Genomic DNA, 16115 nt, shown 5'->3' with positions numbered 1-16115 from the left:
CCCATGACCAAGCTCCGGCTGGCCATCGTCGGTGCCGGTCCCGCAGGGATCTACGCCGCCGACATCCTCTTGAAGGAACAGCGGCCCTTCGACGTCTCGATCGATCTGTTCGAGCACCTGCCGGCTCCCTACGGACTCGTGCGTTACGGCGTGGCCCCCGACCACCCGCGCATCAAGGGCGTCATCACGGCGCTGCGCGAGGTGCTCGACCGCGGTGACATCCGCATCTTCGGCAACGTGCGCTACGGCGTCGACATCACCCTCGACGACCTGAAGAAGCACTACAACGCGGTCATCTTCGCGACCGGAGCGATCCGTGACGCCGACCTCGACATCCCCGGGATCGACGCTCAGGGCTCGTACGGCGCGGCCGATTTCGTGAGCTGGTTCGACGGGCACCCCGACGTGCCGCGCACCTGGCCGCTCGAGGCGGCATCCGTCGCTGTCGTCGGCGTCGGCAACGTCGCGCTCGACGTGTCGCGCATTCTCGCGAAGCACGCGATCGACCTGCTGCCGACCGAGGTGCCGGGCAACGTCTACGAGATCCTCGAGGCGAGCCCCGTCACCGACGTGCACGTGTTCGGCCGCCGCGGCCCGGCGCAGGTGAAGTTCACCCCGCTCGAGCTGCGCGAGCTCGGTGAGCTGCGCGACGTCGACATGGTCGTCTACGACGAGGACTTCGACTACGACGAGGCCTCCCTCGCGGCGATCGCGAGCAACAAGCAGGTCAAGGTCATCGACCGCGTGCTGCAGGAGTGGCGCACGCGTCCGGCGGCGAACGGTGCTGCCGGGCCCGCCTCGCGCCGCCTGCACCTGCACTTCTGGGCGAAGCCTGTCGAGGTCACGACGGATGCCGCGGGCCGGGTCGCGTCCCTCGTCTACGAGCGCACCCGTCCCGACGGGCAGGGCGGGGTCGTCGGCACCGGCGAGCTGCGCGAGGTGCCGATCGGGCAGCTCTACCGCGCTGTCGGCTACTTCGGCTCGCCGCTGCCGGGGGTGCCGTTCGACGAGCGTCACGGGGTCATCCCGAACCACGAGGGTCAGGTGCTCGAGCCCGACTCGAACGAGATCGTTCCGGGCGTCTACGCGACCGGGTGGATCAAGCGCGGGCCGGTGGGACTCATCGGCCACACCAAGTCCGACGCGATGGAGACCGTGCGCCACCTCGTGGGCGACCAGGCGTCGTGGTGGCAGCCCGAGGACCCGTCCGACGAGGCGATCCCCGCGCTCCTCGCCGAGCGCGGTGTGCGCTGGACCGACCTCGAGGGCTGGCACCGCCTCGACGAGCACGAGATCGCCCTCGGGGCTCCGCACGAGCGTGCGCGCATCAAGGTCGTTCCGCGCGACGAGATGATCAGCATCTCCCGCGGCGAATGACCGCGGGACGGCGACTCACCCCCGGGCTGCTCGCGGCACTCGGGTTCATCACGGCGGTCGGCCCGTTCGCGGTCGACATGTACCTTCCGTCGTTCACGCAGATCGGCACCGAGCTCGCCGCTCCCGCCTCGAGCGTGCAGCTGACCCTCACCGCGTTCCTCATCGGCATCGGCGTGGGTCAACTGATCCTCGGACCTCTGTCCGACCGGTTCGGCAGGCGCCCCGTGTTGGTCATCGCGTTGGCGGTGTTCGCGGCATCCGGTGTCGCGATGGCGTTCACGCCGACCGTCGAGGTGTTCATCGCGTTGCGCCTGGTGCAGGGTCTGACGGGAGCCGCGGGCATGATGCTCGCCCGCGCGATCGCCGTGGACCTCAGCGAGGGCGAGACGGCGGTGCGGGCGCTGAGCCTCATCGCGATGCTCGTCGGGCTCGGGCCGCTCATCGCACCCCCCATCGGCGGCGCGGTCGCGGCGATCGCCGGCTGGCGCGGGGTGCTCGGGGTGCTCGCCGCGATCTCGGTCGCAATGTTCGTGCTCGCCGTGGCGGTGGTGCCGGAGTCGCTGCCGCCCGAGAAGCGACACGCAGGAGGGGTGGCGGGTGCGTTCGCCCGCTATGGCACGCTGCTGCGTGACGGCGGCGTGCGCGGCTATGTGACGGTGTTCGCGTTCGGCTTCGCCGCGATGATGGCCTACATCTCCGCCTCGCCGTTCGTCGGCCAGACCGTGCTGCGCATGCCGCCCCTCGTGTATGCGTTCGGGTTCGCGGCGGGAGCGGCGGGCATCGTGCTCTCGAACCTCGTCAACGCGCGGGTCGCGCCGAGAGTCGGCGTGAGACGGATACTGCTGGTCGGCGTCGCGCTCTCCGTCGTCGCCTCGGTCGGGCTGGCGGTGCTCGCGCTCACGGGGGCGCTGCAGCCGGCGACGTTCATCCTGTGCGCGTTCGTGCTGACCTCGGCGACGGGTTTTATCATGTCGAACGCGAGTGCGCTCGCCCTCGCCCGCGCGGCTGCGGCGCGGGGCGCGGGAGCGGCCCTGCTCGGGTCGAGCCAGTTCCTCGTCGGGGCGATCGCCTCCCCGCTCGTCGGCCTGTGGGGCGAGGACACGGCGGTGCCGATGGCGCTCGTCGCGCTCGTCGCATCGGCGGTGGCGGCGGTCGTCGTGCTGCTCACCCGTCCGCGGCCGCTGCCGGCCGCCTAGTCGCCCGCGGCGGCAGTCCCGCGCTCGGAGTGCCCGGATGCCGCGGCCGATCGCCCTGCGGTGAGCTCCTCGCCGACCACCACGACCCAGGGTGCCGCGGCGACGAGCAGGATCGAGAGCGCGAACGATGTGCCGATCTCGGCCAGGACGACGGCGGCGGCGAGCACGACGAGAGCGAGCGTCAGAGCGACCGCGTGTGCGCGCCGCACGCGGCGTGTGAGCGTTGCGGCGACCGCGAGATAGGTCGTGAGGAACACGGCGACCGCGATCGCGACGACCTGCACGGCGACCGCGAAGTCGACGTGCGCCTGCCCCTCGACCACGTAGGCGCCGACATGGAGTCCCGCCCCCGCCGCGGCGACCGCCGCGAAGACGAGCATGTGCAGGTAGCCGAACACGAAGCCGCCGCCGGGGCGATGCTCGAGCAGGTGGCCGAACGGCACCGCGAAGTAGGCCCACCACATGCCGAAGGTCAGGATCACGCCGGCCGCGACGAGAACGATCGCGTCGCCCGACCAGCCGCTCTCGGCGATGATCGGCTGCACCGCGGTCACCGTGCCGAGCACGCCTTCGCCGAGGGCGATGAGCACGAGCAGGCCGTAGCGCTCCGCGATGTGGTGCGGATGCCAGGGGGTCGGATGCCGCCGCTCGGCGAGCAGCGGACCCCCGAGCTCGATGAGGTAGAGCACGGCCGCGAACGCCAGGGTGGGGCCGAGTTCGAGATGCAGCACGGCGGTGGCTACCCACCCGATCTGTGCGATCGCGATGAACGTCGCGTAGATCAGCGCCGTTCGGCGGTGCGCGGGCGACTGGGCTGCGAGGCGCAGCCATTGGGCGAGCATGGCGACGCGCATGATCACGTAGCCGGCGACGACCACCGTGTTGTCGATGCCGTGGCCGCCCTCCAGCGAGTGGAACACGTCGGAGAGGCCGAGGGCGAGCACCAGCACGCCCGCCATCTGCACCATCGTCGTGAGGCGGTACACCCAGTCGTCGGTGTCGAACGCCGAGGCGAACCACGAGAAGTTGATCCAGGCCCAGATAATCGCGAACATCCCGAAGGCGAATCCGCCGAGCCCGACGGCGAGACGTCCTTCCGCGATCTCGTGCGCCATCTGGGATCCGGCGATGCCGAACGCGACGACGAACGTCAGGTCGAAGAGGAGTTCGAGTGGGGTCGCTGCGCGGCCGTGCTCGCGGGGGTTCCGGCCGAGCATGCGGCGCATGCGTGCGGTCACGGATCCTGCGGCGACGTGCGGGGGAGAGTTCATCGTCACGGGGATCATCTTGCCGGTCCGGGGCGGTCGTAGGCTGGCGGCATGACGGTCGGGTGGGGCGCCGACATTCTCGGCGACGGATTCATGCAGCTCAGCCTGCCCCTCGGGGAGGACTCCGAGGGTGCGGTGGTCGCCACCCTGGTGCGTGCGGTGCCTGAGCGGGGGCCGGCGTCGTGGTTCGCCGCAAGGCCGCTCGGAGACGTCGATGTGCTCTACGTGCACGGGTGGTCGGACTACTTCTTCCAGACGAGGCTCGCCCGATTCTGGACCTCCCGCGGTGCCCGCTTCTTCGCCCTGGATCTTCGCAAGTACGGACGCAGCCTCCGGCCCGGGCAGACCCCCGGGTACGTGACCGACCTCACGACCTACGACGAGGACATCGCCGCAGCCCTCGGCGCCATGGGTCGCGACGGCGAGGGGCGGCATCCGCATCGCCGGCTCGTGCTGCTCGGGCACTCGACCGGAGGCCTGACCCTGAGCCTGTGGGCCGACCGGCATCCGCGGGCGGCGGCAGCCGTGATCCTGAACAGTCCGTGGCTCGAGTTCCAGCTGCCGGGGCGTCGGCGCAGTGCGCTCGCCCCGGTCGTCGGCATCGGGGCCCGGATGCGTCCATACGAGACCGTGCCGCAGGTGGATCTCGGCTTCTACACACGGGCGCAGCGCGAGGTGGCCGACCCGACCGATCCGGTGTCGATCGATCTCGACTGGCGTCCTGAGCAGACGATGGCGGTGCACACCGGGTGGCTGAACGCGATTCTCGCGGGGCACGCGCGCGTCGAGGCGGGGCTGCGCATCGACGCGCCAGTGTGTGTGCTGCTGTCGGCGCGCAGCGCCGTGCCCACCCGGTGGAGCGAGGAGCTCACCCGTGCCGACAGCGTGCTCGTGGTCGACGACATCGCCCGTGCGGCGGTGCAGCTCGGCTCGTCGGTGACGGTCGAGCGCATCGAGGGTGCGTTGCACGACGTCTTCCTGTCGCGCCACGATGCCCGCGAGGAGGCGTACGCGCGTCTCGCGCGCTGGGTCGGCGGAGTGCTCGCGCGGGCGTAGCCGGCGTCGCGCACGGGCGGTCGGCCGCGCGCGCTCGACTTACGCGGCGAGGCGGGTCGGCGCCGGCCAGCCGCCGGTCGTGACCACGTCGCCGACGGCCGACACGAGGCGGGCGGGGGCGACGTCGGCGAGCCACGCGGGCGCCTCGGTGCCGCGGATGATCGCGGCCGTCGACAGGGCGTTCGCCTCCACGCAGCTGCGCGCCGCGACCGTCACGGTGCGCCACACCTCGGGCGCCGGCTCTCCGGTGCGCGGGTCGACGATGTGATGGATGTCGCGTCCCGCCCGCTGCCACCGGCGATGAAGAAGACTGGATGTCGCGATGCCCGCGCCCGCGCGCAGGGTGACCTGGTCGATCGGCTCGCCCGCGGCATCCTGCACCGTCACCTGCCAGCCGCCGACCGGCTCGGGGCCGGCGCAGGCGATGTCGCCGCCGAGGGAGAGCAGCACGCCGCAGTCGTACGCGACGGCGACGGCGGCTGCCACGCGATCGGCGGCGAGCGCCTTCGCGGTCGCGCCGAGGTCGAGGGAGAGGTGCGCGGGCACGGTCAGCAGGTCGCCGTCGAGCGTGATGCGGCGCCACCCGGGGGTGTGACGCACGACGACGCGGATGGGCCGGTCGTCGTCGAGGATCAGGCGGATGTCGCGGTCGTAGCCGAGGGCGTCCATCGCGGTGCGCACGGTGGGGTCGACGAGTCCGCCGGTCAGCTCGGCGGCCTTGAGGGCGGCGCGCACGAAGTCGGCGAGCGTGGCGCTCACACGCACTCCGTCCGGCAGCCGGTCGGAGATGCGGTTGAGTTCGGATGTCGCGTCGAACCGGTCGACCGCGGCGGCGATGATCGCGAGCTCGCGCTGCGCGACCTCGATCGCCATCGGGAGGGCGTCGTCGCGGGTGACCACGAGGCGGGCGTCGGTCGACCACAGCGCCCACTCGTGCGCGGCGGTCATCGTGAGCCCGACGTCGTGCCGTGCGAGGTGGTGCCGGATCCGCTCGAGACCGAGCCGGAGTTCGAGCTGGTCGATCCGCTGCTCGAGCTCGAGCTCGAACCGGACGACGTCGTGCCCGAGTTAGTGGTGCCCGACGACGACGTGCTCGATCCGGATGTGCCCGTGCTCGACGTCCCCGTGCTCGAGGTCCCCGTGCTCGAGGACGACGTCGAGGTCGTGCTCGTTCCGCTCCACTCGGTCGCGACCGCGGGGGCGGCGGCGATCAGCACGCCCGCTCCGGCTGAGATCACCGCGGCGGTCGCGAGGGTCGCCCGCAGCTTCGCCTTCTCACTTCTGCGCATCGGATGCTCCTTCCGTTGTGAAAGAAGCGTGCGCGTCGCACTGATGCGCTCCCGAGGTCTGAGCCGGGCGGGCGGGGAGAGAACGCTATGCGATTGCTGTGACGGGATGCCGCGGCATCCGGTCGATCACCGATAGTTGACGAACTGCAGGTCGACGTCGAGGTCGGCGGCCTTGAGGAGGCGCTGCACTTCCTGTAGGTCGTCGCGCGACTTCGAGGTCACGCGCAGCTCGTCGCCCTGGATCTGGCTCTTCACGGTCTTGGGGCCCTCGTCGCGGATGATCTTGCCGATCTTCTTCGCGTTCTCCTGCGAGATGCCTTCCTTGAGGCTCGAGGTGATGCGGTACTCCTTGCCGCTGGCGACGGGGTCCCCGGAGTCGAGCGACTTCAGCGAGATGCCGCGCTTGATGAGCTTCGACTGGAACACGTCGAGCACGGCCTTCGCGCGCTCCTCGCTGTTCGCCTTGATGAGGATCTGCTCGCCGCTCCACGCGATCGACGCGTCGGTGCCCTTGAAGTCGTAGCGCTGCTCGACCTCTTTGTGCGCCTGGTTGAGGGCGTTGTCGGCCTCCTGACGATCGATTTTGCTGACGATATCGAAGGAGCTGTCTGCCATGCCCGCGAGTCTATCCGCGGCATGTGGCGGCGTCCCGAGCCGGGGCGCTGCCCGGTTCGTAGACTGGTCGGCATGCACGCGCTCACCGAGAACGATTTGCGCGCCGCGTTCGTGAACGCCTCGACCGACGACCTGCGTCTGCTGGCCCTGCCGCACGACTTCCCGATCCTCGACTGGGACCACCTCGACTTCCTCGCCTGGCGCGACCCCGAGAACCGGGACCGCGGCTACCTCGTCGCCGAACGCGACGGCTCTCCGCACGGGGTCGTGCTGCGCGCGGCATCCTCGTCGTCACGCGGACATGTGGGCCTGTGCAACCTCTGCCACACGATGCAGCCGGGCAACCAGGTGACGCTCTTCTCGGCGCGACTTCCGGATGCCTCGGGGTCGAGCGTCGGCACCTACATCTGCGCCGATCTCAGCTGCCACGAGAACGTGCGGCTGGCGGCGCCGCTGGCGCCGGGCGAGATCCGGGCGAGCGTCGACGTGCGCATCGACGGCACGAAGGAGCGGGCGGAGTCGTTCGTCGCCCGCGTCGCCGAGCGCGTCTGACACGCCCCGCGTGCGGTGGCGCCCTGCGCTCCGCGCTGACAGAGTGGGCACGACTGCGAAGGAGCATCCATGGCCGCTGAATCCCGGGTCGTCGTGATCGGCGACGCGCTCATCGACGAACTGCGCGACGACAGCGGGGTGCGCGAGTTCGTCGGCGGTGCGGCCCTGAACGTCGCGGTCGGACTGTCGCGTCTCGGCGTGCCGACGAGCCTCATCGCGATGATCGGCGACGACGAGCCGGGGGAGCGCATCCGCGGGTTTCTCGCCGACTACGGGGTCGAGCTGATCGCCTCCGCGTCGCCGCACGGCACCTCGCGCGCGGTCAGCACGCGCAGCGCCGGCGGCGAGCCGACCTACGTCTTCAACACGGCCGCCCAACAGCGGCGAGTCGTCTACGGCGCCGCCGAGCGTGCGGCCATCGCCGCCGCGCCGCTCGTCGCGATCAGCTGCGTGCCGTTCGACGACCGCGCCCAGACCGACGAGTTGATCGACGCGGTGGCCGCGGCATCCGTCGTCGCCATCGATCCGAATCCTCGCGCCGGCATGCTGCACGACCGCGACGAGTTCGTGCGCGGGTTCGAGCGCGCGGCCGCGGGGGCGGTCCTCGTCAAGGTGGGCGACGACGACGCCGAGCTGCTCTACGGCACCTCCCTCGATGCGCTCACCGACCGACTCGTCGGCCTCGGCGTCGCGGCGGTGCTCGCGACCCGCGGTTCTGCGGGCGCGCGTATCGTCGCCGGGGACGCCGATGTCTCGCTGCCCGTCTCGGCCCTGCCGGGACGCATCGTCGACACGATGGGAGCCGGCGATGCGGTGCTCGCGTCGGTCGCGGCATCCGTCATCGAGGGGCGTCCGGAGAGCGGCGACGCGTGGCGCGCGGTGCTGCAGCGGGCGATGGATGTCGCGGCCGCGACCTGCCGCGTCGAGGGCGCCCTGCTGCGCCTCCCCGAGTCGTTGGGCGGCATCGACCTCGACCGCATCGGCACCTGAGCGCACACCCGGGCCGATTTCGACACGGACCGCATCGCGGGTAAGATCGGAGATCGCGCCTCCGGTCGACTGAAAAAGCCGGGCGGGTGCGCCATGGCAGGTTACCCAAGCGGCCAAAGGGATCTGATTGTAACTCAGCCGGCTCAGCCTTCGGGGGTTCGAATCCCTCACCTGCCACCCCAGAACGGGCCTCGCATGTCGAGGCCCGTTCCTCGTTTTTCCGGGCGGATGCCCCGCCCCGCCCGTATGCTCGGGCGCGTGACCGCGGCATCCGGATTCGACCAATGACCGACATCGAGGTGTTCGTCGTCGTCGACGTCGCCGCGTGGCGGGAATGGCTGATCGCTCACGATGACGAGTCCGACGGGGTGTGGTTGGCGCTCGCCAAGAAGGGCGTGACCGAGCCGACCTCCCTCGTCTACCAGGAGGCGCTCGAAGAGGCGCTGTGCAGCGGCTGGATCGACGGGCAGAAGCGCTCGAACGACGAGGCCACCTTCCTGCAGCGCTTCACCCCGCGCCGCAAGCGATCGATGTGGTCGGCCCGCAACGTCGAGATCGTCGAACGACTCATCGCCGATGCGCGCATGCGCGCGCGTGGCCAGATCGAGATCGATGCGGCACAGTCCGACGGTCGCTGGGATCGCGCATACGCCGGGGCGGCGACCGCGGAGGTGCCCGACGACCTCGTCGCCGCGCTCGCCGCGGCCGGCCCGACCGCCGTCGAGACCTTCGCCACGGCGAACGCGAACAACCGCTACGCAGTGCTGCACCGCCTCATGACCGCCACCACGGCCGAGACCCGCGCCGCGCGACTCGACCGGCTGGTCGCGCAGTTCGCGCGCGGTGAGCGTCCGCACCCCCAGTAGCCCTCCCCGTAGGCTTCCCGCTGGCGGTCATCCACAGCGGGACGTCATCGTCCTGGGCCGCGGGGACGCCGCATGCCACGATGGGGGCAGCGCGACCGACCCGCAGAACGGATCCCTCTCATGACGCAGCCGACGCCCGCCACCCCGCCCGCCGCGAACCGGTCGACCTCGTCCCCACTGGTGCGTGCATCGATCTGGGTCGCCATCGGCGCACTCATCGCCGCAGCGATCGTGAGCGTCGTCTGGGTGCTCGTGGGCAACCAGAACGGCCTCATCGGGCGGGCGTTCCTCACGATCTTCCTGCTCGCCGCATTCGCCGGGGTCTCGATCCTCGAGGCGCGGCTGTCATCGCGGCGTCCGGTGTGGTTCGTGCTGGTCAGCATGACGGTGTGGGTCGTGACGCTGCTCATCGGCGCGATCTTCATCTGGATGCCGGCAGGCTCCGCGCAAAGCGGCTACGACGATCCATACGGCAGCGGCTCCAACCCGCTCGTCCCGTCGTATGACGGTGTCGACCCGCTTCTCGGCGCGCAGCGCACCTTCTCGTTCTTTCTCGTGGTGCTGATCCTCCAGCTCGCCGTGCTGCACGTGCGCCTCTACGTGAAGGCATGGCTGCGGTTCCGCACGTCGTTCACCACGGTCACGTCTCTCGCGACCCTCGCCTTGGTCGGCATCCTCGCCGTGCTGCTGGTGCTCCCGCTCGTGCTGCAGGAGTTCCTGCGCTTCCACGACATCTACTGGCGCCTCACGGTCGCCGTCGCCATCCTCGCCGCCGTCGGCACCGCCCTCGTGCCGCTCGTGACCGTGCTGTTCGCGCCGCGGATTCCCAAGCCCCTGGTCGCGGGGCCCCCTCCCGGATGGCCGACCTACGCCGACCGGGTCACGCCGCTGCCTCCGCTGCCGAACGGCACGCCGGACTGGAACGCGTACTACACGGGCCGGCCCAGCTATCCCGCTCCGGGCTCGGCCCCCGCTGCGGCACCGGCACCGGCACCGGCGCCCGCGGCTCCCGTCGCTGCGCCGACCGGGGACCCGACGCTTCCGCCGCGCCCTCCGCTGCCGCCGCAGACGCCCACGGAGTGACCGCCGGGTCGCACACCCACGGTCAGATCGCGCCCTCCCCGCGTGACCTGACTCGGCGACGGGCCGCGCGACCCGATGGAACCGCGGCCCGCGGCTGAACCTGGTTCAGGCCTCGAGCAGCTCCCGCGCCGCCATCGCCGCGTTGTGACCGCCGATGCCGCTGACCGCGCCACCTCGCACCGCGCTCGATCCGCACAGCAGCACCCCGTCGACGCCTGACGCGACGCCCCAGCGGGCGGGTGCGGCATCCGGGGCGTCATCGAGCCACGGCCACGACAACGGGCCGTGGAAGATGTCGCCGCCGACCATGCCGAGTGAGCGTTCGAGATCGTCGGTCGTGCGCGCCTCGATGCACGGCGACCCGTCGGGCGCGATCCACAGGCAGTCCTCGATCGGTTCGTCAAGCACCGCGTTCAGCGACCGGATCGCCGCGGACTGCACCTCGTCGCGCGCGCCCGCGGCGTCGCGTCCGGTCACCAACGCGTGCGGCACCTGCAGCCCGAACAGTGTCAGGGTCTGGGCGCCGGCGCTGCGCAGCTCGGGTCCGAGGATCGACGGGTCCGTCAGCGAATGACAGTAGATCTCCGCCGGCAGCGGATCGGGCACGCGACCGGCGCGCGCCGTGGCGTGCGCGGCATCCAGATCGCTCATCCGCTCGTTCACGTGGAAGGTTCCCGCGAACGCCGCCTCGGGGGCCACGGATGTGTCGCGCAGCCGCGGCAGTCGACGCAGCAGCATGTTGACCTTCACCTGCGCGCCGGCCGGACGAGAGACAGCGGATGCCTCGCCCCCGCCGGCCGTCACCAGATCGGCGAGAACGGCGGCCCCGACGCCCGACAGCACGAGCCTCCCGCGCAGCACCCGCCCGTCGGCGCAGCGCACCTCGCCGTCGGGTGACACGCTCGTCACCTCCGCGCGCGTGCGCACCTCGGCACCCGCCTCGCGGGCTGCCCGCTCCATCTCTGAGCTGACCCGTCCCATGCCGCCGACGGGCACGTCCCAGTCGCCGGTGCCGCCACCGATCACGTGATAGAGGAAGCACCGGTTCTGGGCGAGAGAGGGGTCGTCCGACCATGACGACGTGCCGATGAGCCCGTCGGTGAGAGCGACCCCGCGCATCAGATCGGTCAGGAGACTCGCGCGCACGAGCTCGCCGAGAGGTCGCTCGGTCACCTGTTCCCACAGTTCGTCGTCGCCGAGCCGCGCGCGCACCGTCGCCGCCGTCGGCAGCGGCTCGGTCATCGTCGGGAACACCGCCGTCGCGAGCGGCGCGAGCCTGGTGAGCAGGTCGCGATAGCGGGAGGCCTCCTCCGGGTCGCCCGTCGTGGCGGTCATCGAGCGGGCGGTGGCCGCGGCATCCTGCGTGTCGACCAGCACGCCCCGTGACGGGTCAGTCGGGTCTGGTGTGTAGGACGAGTAGCGCCGGCGTCGCAGCTCGACGCGCAGGCCCAGGTCGTCGACGATGCGGCGGGGGAGCAGGCTCACCAGGTACGAGTAGCGCGAGAGTGAGGCATCCACGCCCGCCCACGGGCGCTCTGAGACGGCGGCGCCGCCGAGATGAGCGAGCCGCTCGAGGATGACGACCGAGCGTCCAGCCCGGCCGAGGTAGGCGGCCGCGACGAGGGCATTGTGGCCGCCGCCGATGATCACGACATCGTGCGTGGGGGTCATGGCCTCACGCTAGCGGTCCGCCCTGCGGCGTCACCGACGGGCCGGATGCCGCGGCCCGGGCGATAGCGTGGCGGTATGACCCTCCCGCTCGAACTGCAGTCGCTCGCCGTCGAGATCGCCCGGGAGGCGGGAGAGCTCGCCGCCCGCCGACGGGCCGAGGGTGTGACGATCGCGGCGACGAAGTCCGCGCTCGCCGATATCGTGACCGAGGCCGACCGCGAGGTCGAGGCGCTGATCCGCGATCGCATCGCCGCCGCCCGCCCCGATGACGGCTTCCTCGGAGAGGAGTCCGGCGGCGCCGATTCCCGCACCGGCATCGTCTGGGTGGTCGACCCCATCGACGGCACGGTCAACTACGCGTACGGACTCCCGATCTACGCCGTCAGCATCGGCATCGTGACCGGCAGCAGCGACCCGACCGCCTGGGAATCGCTCGCGGGCGTCGTCTACGCCCCGGCGCTCGGAGAGCTCTACCGAGCCGCGCGCGGTGAAGGCGCCTGGCTCGGCGATCACCGCCTGCACGTATCTCCCGAGATCGGCCCGGCCGGCGCCCTGCTCGGAACCGGATTCGGCTACGACCCCGCCACCCACGCCGGCGACCTCGCCGCCGTGGGCGCGGTGCTGCCCCTCGCGCGCGACCTGCGGCGCATGGGCGCGGCATCCCTCGATCTCGCCGCTGTCGCGGCCGGCCGGCTCGACGGCTACTACGAGCGCGGACTCAAGCCGTGGGACGTCGCTGCCGGAGCCCTGCTGGTCGAAGAAGCGGGCGGCGTGTTCTGGCGCGAGGGCGGTCCGGATGCCGCGGCTCGACCGCTCTCGATCGCGGCCCCGGCTCCCCTGTTCGAGAAGCTCGCCGAGGCCCTGCGTAACGGCTAGGTTTCGTGCCGCGACATGCCCTGGCAATCCTCAGGCGATCGGGTTACTGTTTATGAGTTCGTTATCTTCCGGTACCCGCCGAGTCACGAACACCACCCGAACGCAAGACCGTCGCTGGCGCGACAAGACGTGAGACTTTTGTGCTTTGACTTCTGAGACACCCGCATCCGACAGCCTGCCGACCCGTCGTTCCCGCCGCGATTCCGCGAGCACTGCGACGCCGGTGCCGTCGGTGACCGAGATTCAGGAGCCCGTCACTTCGTCGACCGTCGAGCCCGCGGCATCCATCGTCGATGCGGTCGCCATCGCTGACGCTCTTGTCGTCGCTCCGCTCACCCGCCGCTCCGTTCGTGCGGCGGCGCCGGTGGTCGCTCCCCTCACCCGCCGCGCTGCGCGCGGCCGTGAGCTTGAACTGCCGGCGCTGAGCGAGGTCGTCGGCGCCGAGGTGGTCGAACTCGTCGCCGTCGAGCCCGAGGCCGCCGAGCAGGCTCCCGCCGCTGCGACGGTCGTCGAGATCGTCGCGAGTCCGCAGCGCGAGCTTCCGTTGGCGTTGCCGACGTCACCGGTCGCTCACGCGCACACCGCCGCAGAGTCCGCTCCCCGCGCCGATGCCCCCGCAGCAGATGCGGACGCATCGGCGCCGTCGCGTGAGGCCGACGATGTCGACGCCTTCGCTGAGGCTCTGCGCCGATTCGCTGAGAGCGGCCCCACCCCCATCATCTCTGTGGCCGAGTCGGCTCCCGAGCAGGTCATCGCCGACGAGGCTCCGACTGGCCGCGCGCACCGTGGCCGCGGCGCGAAGAGCGCACCGGCATCTGCTCCGTCGTCGGCCATGCCGCGCAAGAGCGTGTTCCGCCGGGTCGCCACCACCTCGTTCTCGGTCGGCGCGATGGGCATCGTCGGCCTCGTCGCGGTCGGCATGACGCTTCCGTCCCAGGCGGTGGCCGCGGCATCCGGCACCGCATCTGTCACCAACGCGGTCTCGCTCGCCGCATCGAACAGCACCGGTGGCGGTGAGAGTGCGATTCAGGCATTCGCCGTACCCAGCGAGGTGCAGACATCCTCGCTCGACCGCAGCGACTACACCACGGGCTCGAAGGCCGACATGGCGGCCTCGCTCGGCATCTCCCACTTCTCGAACTTCTTCACCAACAACCCGAACTCGCCCATCCAGTGGCCGTTCGCCGTCGGCGTCTCGATCAGCTATGGCTTCGGCTGGCGCACGGGTGAGTTCCACGAGGGTCTCGACTTCACCCCGGGCGCCGGAGCGAAGATCCAGGCCGTCGCCGACGGCGTCGTGCGCGTCGCCACCGAGAGCGGCGGCGGATACGGCGTGATGATCATCATCGATCACGTGATCGACGGGCAGCCCGTCGCGACGCGCTACGCGCACATGGCGTACGGCTCGCTGCGGGTCAAGGCCGGTGACCACGTGAAGGTCGGCGAGATCATCGGCCAGGTCGGCGACACCGGGTACTCGTTCGGTGCGCACCTCCACTTCGAGGTGCTGCAGAACGGCACGACTCCCATCGATCCGCTGCCCTGGTTGCGTTCGCACGCGGGCGGATGACCCGTCATCCGCGGGGAGGATCCGGTTCGGTGACCGGCCGCGGCTCTGATATCCTCGTGTGGTTGCCCGAAAGGGCGGCACGCCCCGATAGCTCAGTGGCAGAGCACTTCCATGGTAAGGAAGGGGTCGTCAGTTCAATCCTGACTCGGGGCTCGCAGCATGTCTGACATGCGTTGCGGCAGGGTAGCTCAGTTGGTGAGAGCGCACGACTCATAATCGTGAGGTCGCGGGTTCGAGCCCCGCTCCTGCTACCAAAGTGGTCCCACTCGAACAAGTGACCTGAAGATGATGGGTTAGCTGTTCGGTAGATGAAGAAGCAGAAGCGTCGGAGATGTCTCCGACGCTTTTTGCGTTCTCGGCGGCGTGCAGTACGGCGTCGCGGAGGTCTGCGACGAGTGGTTGGAACTCACGTGTGATGGTGAGCTCATGACTGTTGTCGTCTACCCAGATGTGGGTGAAGAACGCAGCGAGAAGCTTGCGTCTGACCGGTCCGTCCGCGGAGGTGAACAGGGCGTCTGGCCGCTGCATGAGGTCGAGGTAACTGAGCACCATGGTGGTGCGGTCGTGAAGGTGTTCGTCGGTGGTGTCCAGGCTGGCGTTGAGGCGGCGCTTCTTGACGTGGAGGTCGCGGAGCGTGGTGCGGAGTTTGTCGGTAGGTAGCGATCCGTCGGCCGCGAGGTCGAGCAGGCGTTCTTCCTGGATCTCAAGCTTCTTAAGCTCCTTCCTCAGGCGACTCTGCTGTTCCTTCTGCGTCGCGAGTAGGTGGTCGAGGGCGCGCATGACGTGATGACGGGCGATCTCGAGTTGGGATGGGGAGAAGTGCAGGGAGGTGAACTCGCGGACGACGGCCTTCTCGATCTCTCCCGTTGGTAGGTATGGGAGTCCGCAGACCCCGTCTTGCCTTCCGCGGCACAGAAAGTAGTCGTAGAGGTCGCCGGCGTGGTTCTTCGCTTCCGTGAAAATGAGTCGGTGCTCTTGTCCGACGTCGTAGCAGCGGCCGCAGTGGAGCATTCCCCGCAGGAAGTGGTTGTGAACGCGATCGAGCTGTCCCCGTTTCACCCGCACATCAATCACCTGTTGGACACGGGCGAACAGTGGGTCTGCCGCACCGATAGGTGACGGCTTCTAGTCACGCCGCGAGGGCGACGTCGGTGTTCATGATTGCTTCGTATTCGACCGGGGTCAAACCGTGGAGCCGCTTCTGTCGGCGGCGTCGGTGATAGGTGCGTTCGATCCAGGTGACGATGGCGATGCGGAGTTCGTCGCGGGTGGCCCAGGCGCGCCGGTTGAGGACGTTCTTCTGCAGCAGGCTGAAGAACGACTCCATCGCCGCGTTGTCGCCTGCCGCGCCGACTCGTCCCATCGATCCGACCATCCGGTGATGGTGCAGGGCGCGGACCATCTTCCGCGCGCGAAACTGGGATCCTCTGTCGGTGTGGACCACGCAGCCGGCGACGTTCCCGCGCCGTGCGACGGCGCTGTTGACAGCGTCGACCGCGAGACGGGCCTTCATCCGGTCGCTGATCGAGTACCCCACGATTCGGCCCGAGAACACGTCCTTGATTGCGCAGAGGTAGAGCTTGCCTTCGCCGGCTTGGATTCCAGCGATCGTCGCAACACTGATGACGAGGGGGATGGATGCCGGCACGGAAGTACACAGAGCAGCAGCGGCGTGAGTTCATGGCGTTGATCGACCGGGGCGGGTC

At 70.2% G+C, this 16115-nt stretch carries 15 protein-coding genes, 3 tRNA genes and 1 pseudogene; 14 read left to right on the top strand and 5 right to left on the bottom strand.

The window, feature by feature from the left end:
- Window positions 1–3 precede the first annotated feature (3 nt).
- Both FFS51_RS09245 and FFS51_RS09240 read left to right on the top strand, forming a co-directional pair.
- Window positions 4–1377 (top strand): FAD-dependent oxidoreductase, encoded by a 1374-nt coding sequence (locus FFS51_RS09245; RefSeq protein WP_137878154.1) that lies wholly within the window; start codon window positions 4–6, stop codon window positions 1375–1377.
- The gene (locus FFS51_RS09240; RefSeq protein WP_137878153.1) at window positions 1374–2573 is read left to right on the top strand and encodes a multidrug effflux MFS transporter; all 1200 of its coding nucleotides are present in this window, start codon (window positions 1374–1376) and stop codon (window positions 2571–2573) included. Before FFS51_RS09245 ends, FFS51_RS09240 begins: the two co-directional genes overlap by 4 nt.
- Here FFS51_RS09240 and FFS51_RS09235 read toward each other — a convergent pair.
- The gene (locus tag FFS51_RS09235; RefSeq protein WP_212742804.1) at window positions 2570–3844 is read right to left on the bottom strand and encodes a low temperature requirement protein A; all 1275 of its coding nucleotides are present in this window, start codon (window positions 3842–3844) and stop codon (window positions 2570–2572) included. The two genes, FFS51_RS09240 and FFS51_RS09235, sit on opposite strands and share 4 nt — an antisense overlap.
- A 48-nt stretch (window positions 3845–3892) precedes the next feature.
- On the opposite strand from FFS51_RS09235, the gene FFS51_RS09230 reads away from it, so the two are divergent.
- Window positions 3893–4897 carry an alpha/beta hydrolase gene (locus FFS51_RS09230; protein ID WP_045247765.1) on the top strand — a complete coding sequence of 335 codons (1005 nt, stop codon included), beginning with the start codon at window positions 3893–3895 and terminating at the stop codon, window positions 4895–4897.
- 39 nt (window positions 4898–4936) lie between these two features.
- Here the strand turns inward: FFS51_RS09230 and FFS51_RS09225 are convergent, their stop codons facing one another.
- Window positions 4937–5845, bottom strand: coding sequence for an FAD:protein FMN transferase (locus FFS51_RS09225; RefSeq protein ID WP_045247766.1), 909 nt, complete (start codon window positions 5843–5845; stop codon window positions 4937–4939).
- On the opposite strand from FFS51_RS09225, the gene FFS51_RS09220 reads away from it, so the two are divergent.
- On the top strand, window positions 5831–6322 hold the full coding sequence (locus FFS51_RS09220) for a hypothetical protein (RefSeq protein ID WP_045247767.1): 492 nt from the start codon (window positions 5831–5833) through the stop codon (window positions 6320–6322). The two genes, FFS51_RS09225 and FFS51_RS09220, sit on opposite strands and share 15 nt — an antisense overlap.
- On the opposite strand, the gene FFS51_RS09215 is transcribed toward FFS51_RS09220, so the two are convergent.
- On the bottom strand, window positions 6313–6801 hold the full coding sequence (locus FFS51_RS09215) for a YajQ family cyclic di-GMP-binding protein (RefSeq protein ID WP_045247768.1): 489 nt from the start codon (window positions 6799–6801) through the stop codon (window positions 6313–6315). The genes FFS51_RS09220 and FFS51_RS09215 overlap by 10 nt on opposite strands.
- Window positions 6802–6873: 72 nt before the next feature.
- Between FFS51_RS09215 and FFS51_RS09210 the strand changes: the two genes are divergently transcribed.
- From FFS51_RS09210 to FFS51_RS09190, 5 genes are all read left to right on the top strand, one after another.
- Window positions 6874–7353: an FBP domain-containing protein gene (locus tag FFS51_RS09210; RefSeq protein ID WP_045247769.1), complete on the top strand. Its 480-nt coding sequence runs from the start codon at window positions 6874–6876 to the stop codon at window positions 7351–7353.
- A gap of 69 nt (window positions 7354–7422) precedes the next feature.
- Window positions 7423–8343, top strand: a complete 921-nt coding sequence (locus FFS51_RS09205) for a PfkB family carbohydrate kinase (protein ID WP_137878152.1) — start codon at window positions 7423–7425, stop codon at window positions 8341–8343.
- A 95-nt stretch (window positions 8344–8438) separates the two neighbouring features.
- Window positions 8439–8520, top strand: a tRNA-Tyr gene (locus tag FFS51_RS09200).
- 107 nt (window positions 8521–8627) lie between these two features.
- On the top strand, window positions 8628–9209 hold the full coding sequence (locus FFS51_RS09195) for a YdeI/OmpD-associated family protein (RefSeq protein WP_137878151.1): 582 nt from the start codon (window positions 8628–8630) through the stop codon (window positions 9207–9209).
- A 120-nt stretch (window positions 9210–9329) separates the two neighbouring features.
- Window positions 9330–10292 carry a hypothetical protein gene (locus tag FFS51_RS09190; RefSeq protein ID WP_137878150.1) on the top strand — a complete coding sequence of 321 codons (963 nt, stop codon included), beginning with the start codon at window positions 9330–9332 and terminating at the stop codon, window positions 10290–10292.
- A 105-nt stretch (window positions 10293–10397) separates the two neighbouring features.
- On the opposite strand, the gene FFS51_RS09185 is transcribed toward FFS51_RS09190, so the two are convergent.
- Entirely contained in the window at window positions 10398–11963 is a 1566-nt protein-coding gene (locus FFS51_RS09185; RefSeq protein ID WP_137878149.1) for a phytoene desaturase family protein, read from the bottom strand.
- 75 nt (window positions 11964–12038) lie between these two features.
- On the opposite strand from FFS51_RS09185, the gene FFS51_RS09180 reads away from it, so the two are divergent.
- The 5 genes from FFS51_RS09180 (at window position 12039) to FFS51_RS09160 (ending at window position 15069) form a co-directional block, all read left to right on the top strand.
- Window positions 12039–12839: an inositol monophosphatase family protein gene (locus FFS51_RS09180; protein ID WP_056519350.1), complete on the top strand. Its 801-nt coding sequence runs from the start codon at window positions 12039–12041 to the stop codon at window positions 12837–12839.
- A gap of 232 nt (window positions 12840–13071) precedes the next feature.
- The gene (locus FFS51_RS09175; RefSeq protein WP_137878148.1) at window positions 13072–14409 is read left to right on the top strand and encodes a M23 family metallopeptidase; all 1338 of its coding nucleotides are present in this window, start codon (window positions 13072–13074) and stop codon (window positions 14407–14409) included.
- A gap of 81 nt (window positions 14410–14490) precedes the next feature.
- Window positions 14491–14562: transfer RNA gene (locus tag FFS51_RS09170), tRNA-Thr, on the top strand.
- 24 nt (window positions 14563–14586) lie between these two features.
- Window positions 14587–14663, top strand: a tRNA-Met gene (locus FFS51_RS09165).
- A 172-nt stretch (window positions 14664–14835) separates the two neighbouring features.
- Entirely contained in the window at window positions 14836–15069 is a 234-nt protein-coding gene (locus FFS51_RS09160) for a hypothetical protein (RefSeq protein ID WP_212742803.1), read from the top strand.
- A gap of 469 nt (window positions 15070–15538) precedes the next feature.
- Here the strand turns inward: FFS51_RS09160 and FFS51_RS09155 are convergent.
- Window positions 15539–16051: pseudogene (locus FFS51_RS09155) on the bottom strand (transposase); the annotation flags it as partial.
- Window positions 16052–16115: the final 64 nt, after the last annotated feature.

Origin of the sequence: Microbacterium sp. 4NA327F11, assembly GCF_005503465.1 — a bacterium.
GTDB lineage: Bacteria > Actinomycetota > Actinomycetes > Actinomycetales > Microbacteriaceae > Microbacterium > Microbacterium ginsengisoli.
Note: the sequence above shows the minus strand (reverse complement) of the source record. Positions and strands in the feature narration are given on the sequence as shown.

What these genes read in the sequence shown, in the direction of transcription:
- FFS51_RS09245 (WP_137878154.1), top strand. Translation starts at nt 4, where the DNA reads ATGACCAAGCTCCGGCTGGCCATCGTCGGTGCCGGTCCCGCAGGGATC.
- FFS51_RS09240 (WP_137878153.1), top strand. Translation starts at nt 1,374, where the DNA reads ATGACCGCGGGACGGCGACTCACCCCCGGGCTGCTCGCGGCACTCGGG.
- FFS51_RS09235 (WP_212742804.1), bottom strand. Translation starts at nt 3,844, where the DNA reads ATGAACTCTCCCCCGCACGTCGCCGCAGGATCCGTGACCGCACGCATG.
- FFS51_RS09230 (WP_045247765.1), top strand. Translation starts at nt 3,893, where the DNA reads ATGACGGTCGGGTGGGGCGCCGACATTCTCGGCGACGGATTCATGCAG.
- FFS51_RS09225 (WP_045247766.1), bottom strand. Translation starts at nt 5,845, where the DNA reads ATGACCGCCGCGCACGAGTGGGCGCTGTGGTCGACCGACGCCCGCCTC.
- FFS51_RS09215 (WP_045247768.1), bottom strand. Translation starts at nt 6,801, where the DNA reads ATGGCAGACAGCTCCTTCGATATCGTCAGCAAAATCGATCGTCAGGAG.
- FFS51_RS09210 (WP_045247769.1), top strand. Translation starts at nt 6,874, where the DNA reads ATGCACGCGCTCACCGAGAACGATTTGCGCGCCGCGTTCGTGAACGCC.
- FFS51_RS09205 (WP_137878152.1), top strand. Translation starts at nt 7,423, where the DNA reads ATGGCCGCTGAATCCCGGGTCGTCGTGATCGGCGACGCGCTCATCGAC.
- FFS51_RS09195 (WP_137878151.1), top strand. Translation starts at nt 8,628, where the DNA reads ATGACCGACATCGAGGTGTTCGTCGTCGTCGACGTCGCCGCGTGGCGG.
- FFS51_RS09190 (WP_137878150.1), top strand. Translation starts at nt 9,330, where the DNA reads ATGACGCAGCCGACGCCCGCCACCCCGCCCGCCGCGAACCGGTCGACC.
- FFS51_RS09185 (WP_137878149.1), bottom strand. Translation starts at nt 11,963, where the DNA reads ATGACCCCCACGCACGATGTCGTGATCATCGGCGGCGGCCACAATGCC.
- FFS51_RS09180 (WP_056519350.1), top strand. Translation starts at nt 12,039, where the DNA reads ATGACCCTCCCGCTCGAACTGCAGTCGCTCGCCGTCGAGATCGCCCGG.
- FFS51_RS09160 (WP_212742803.1), top strand. Translation starts at nt 14,836, where the DNA reads ATGACTGTTGTCGTCTACCCAGATGTGGGTGAAGAACGCAGCGAGAAG.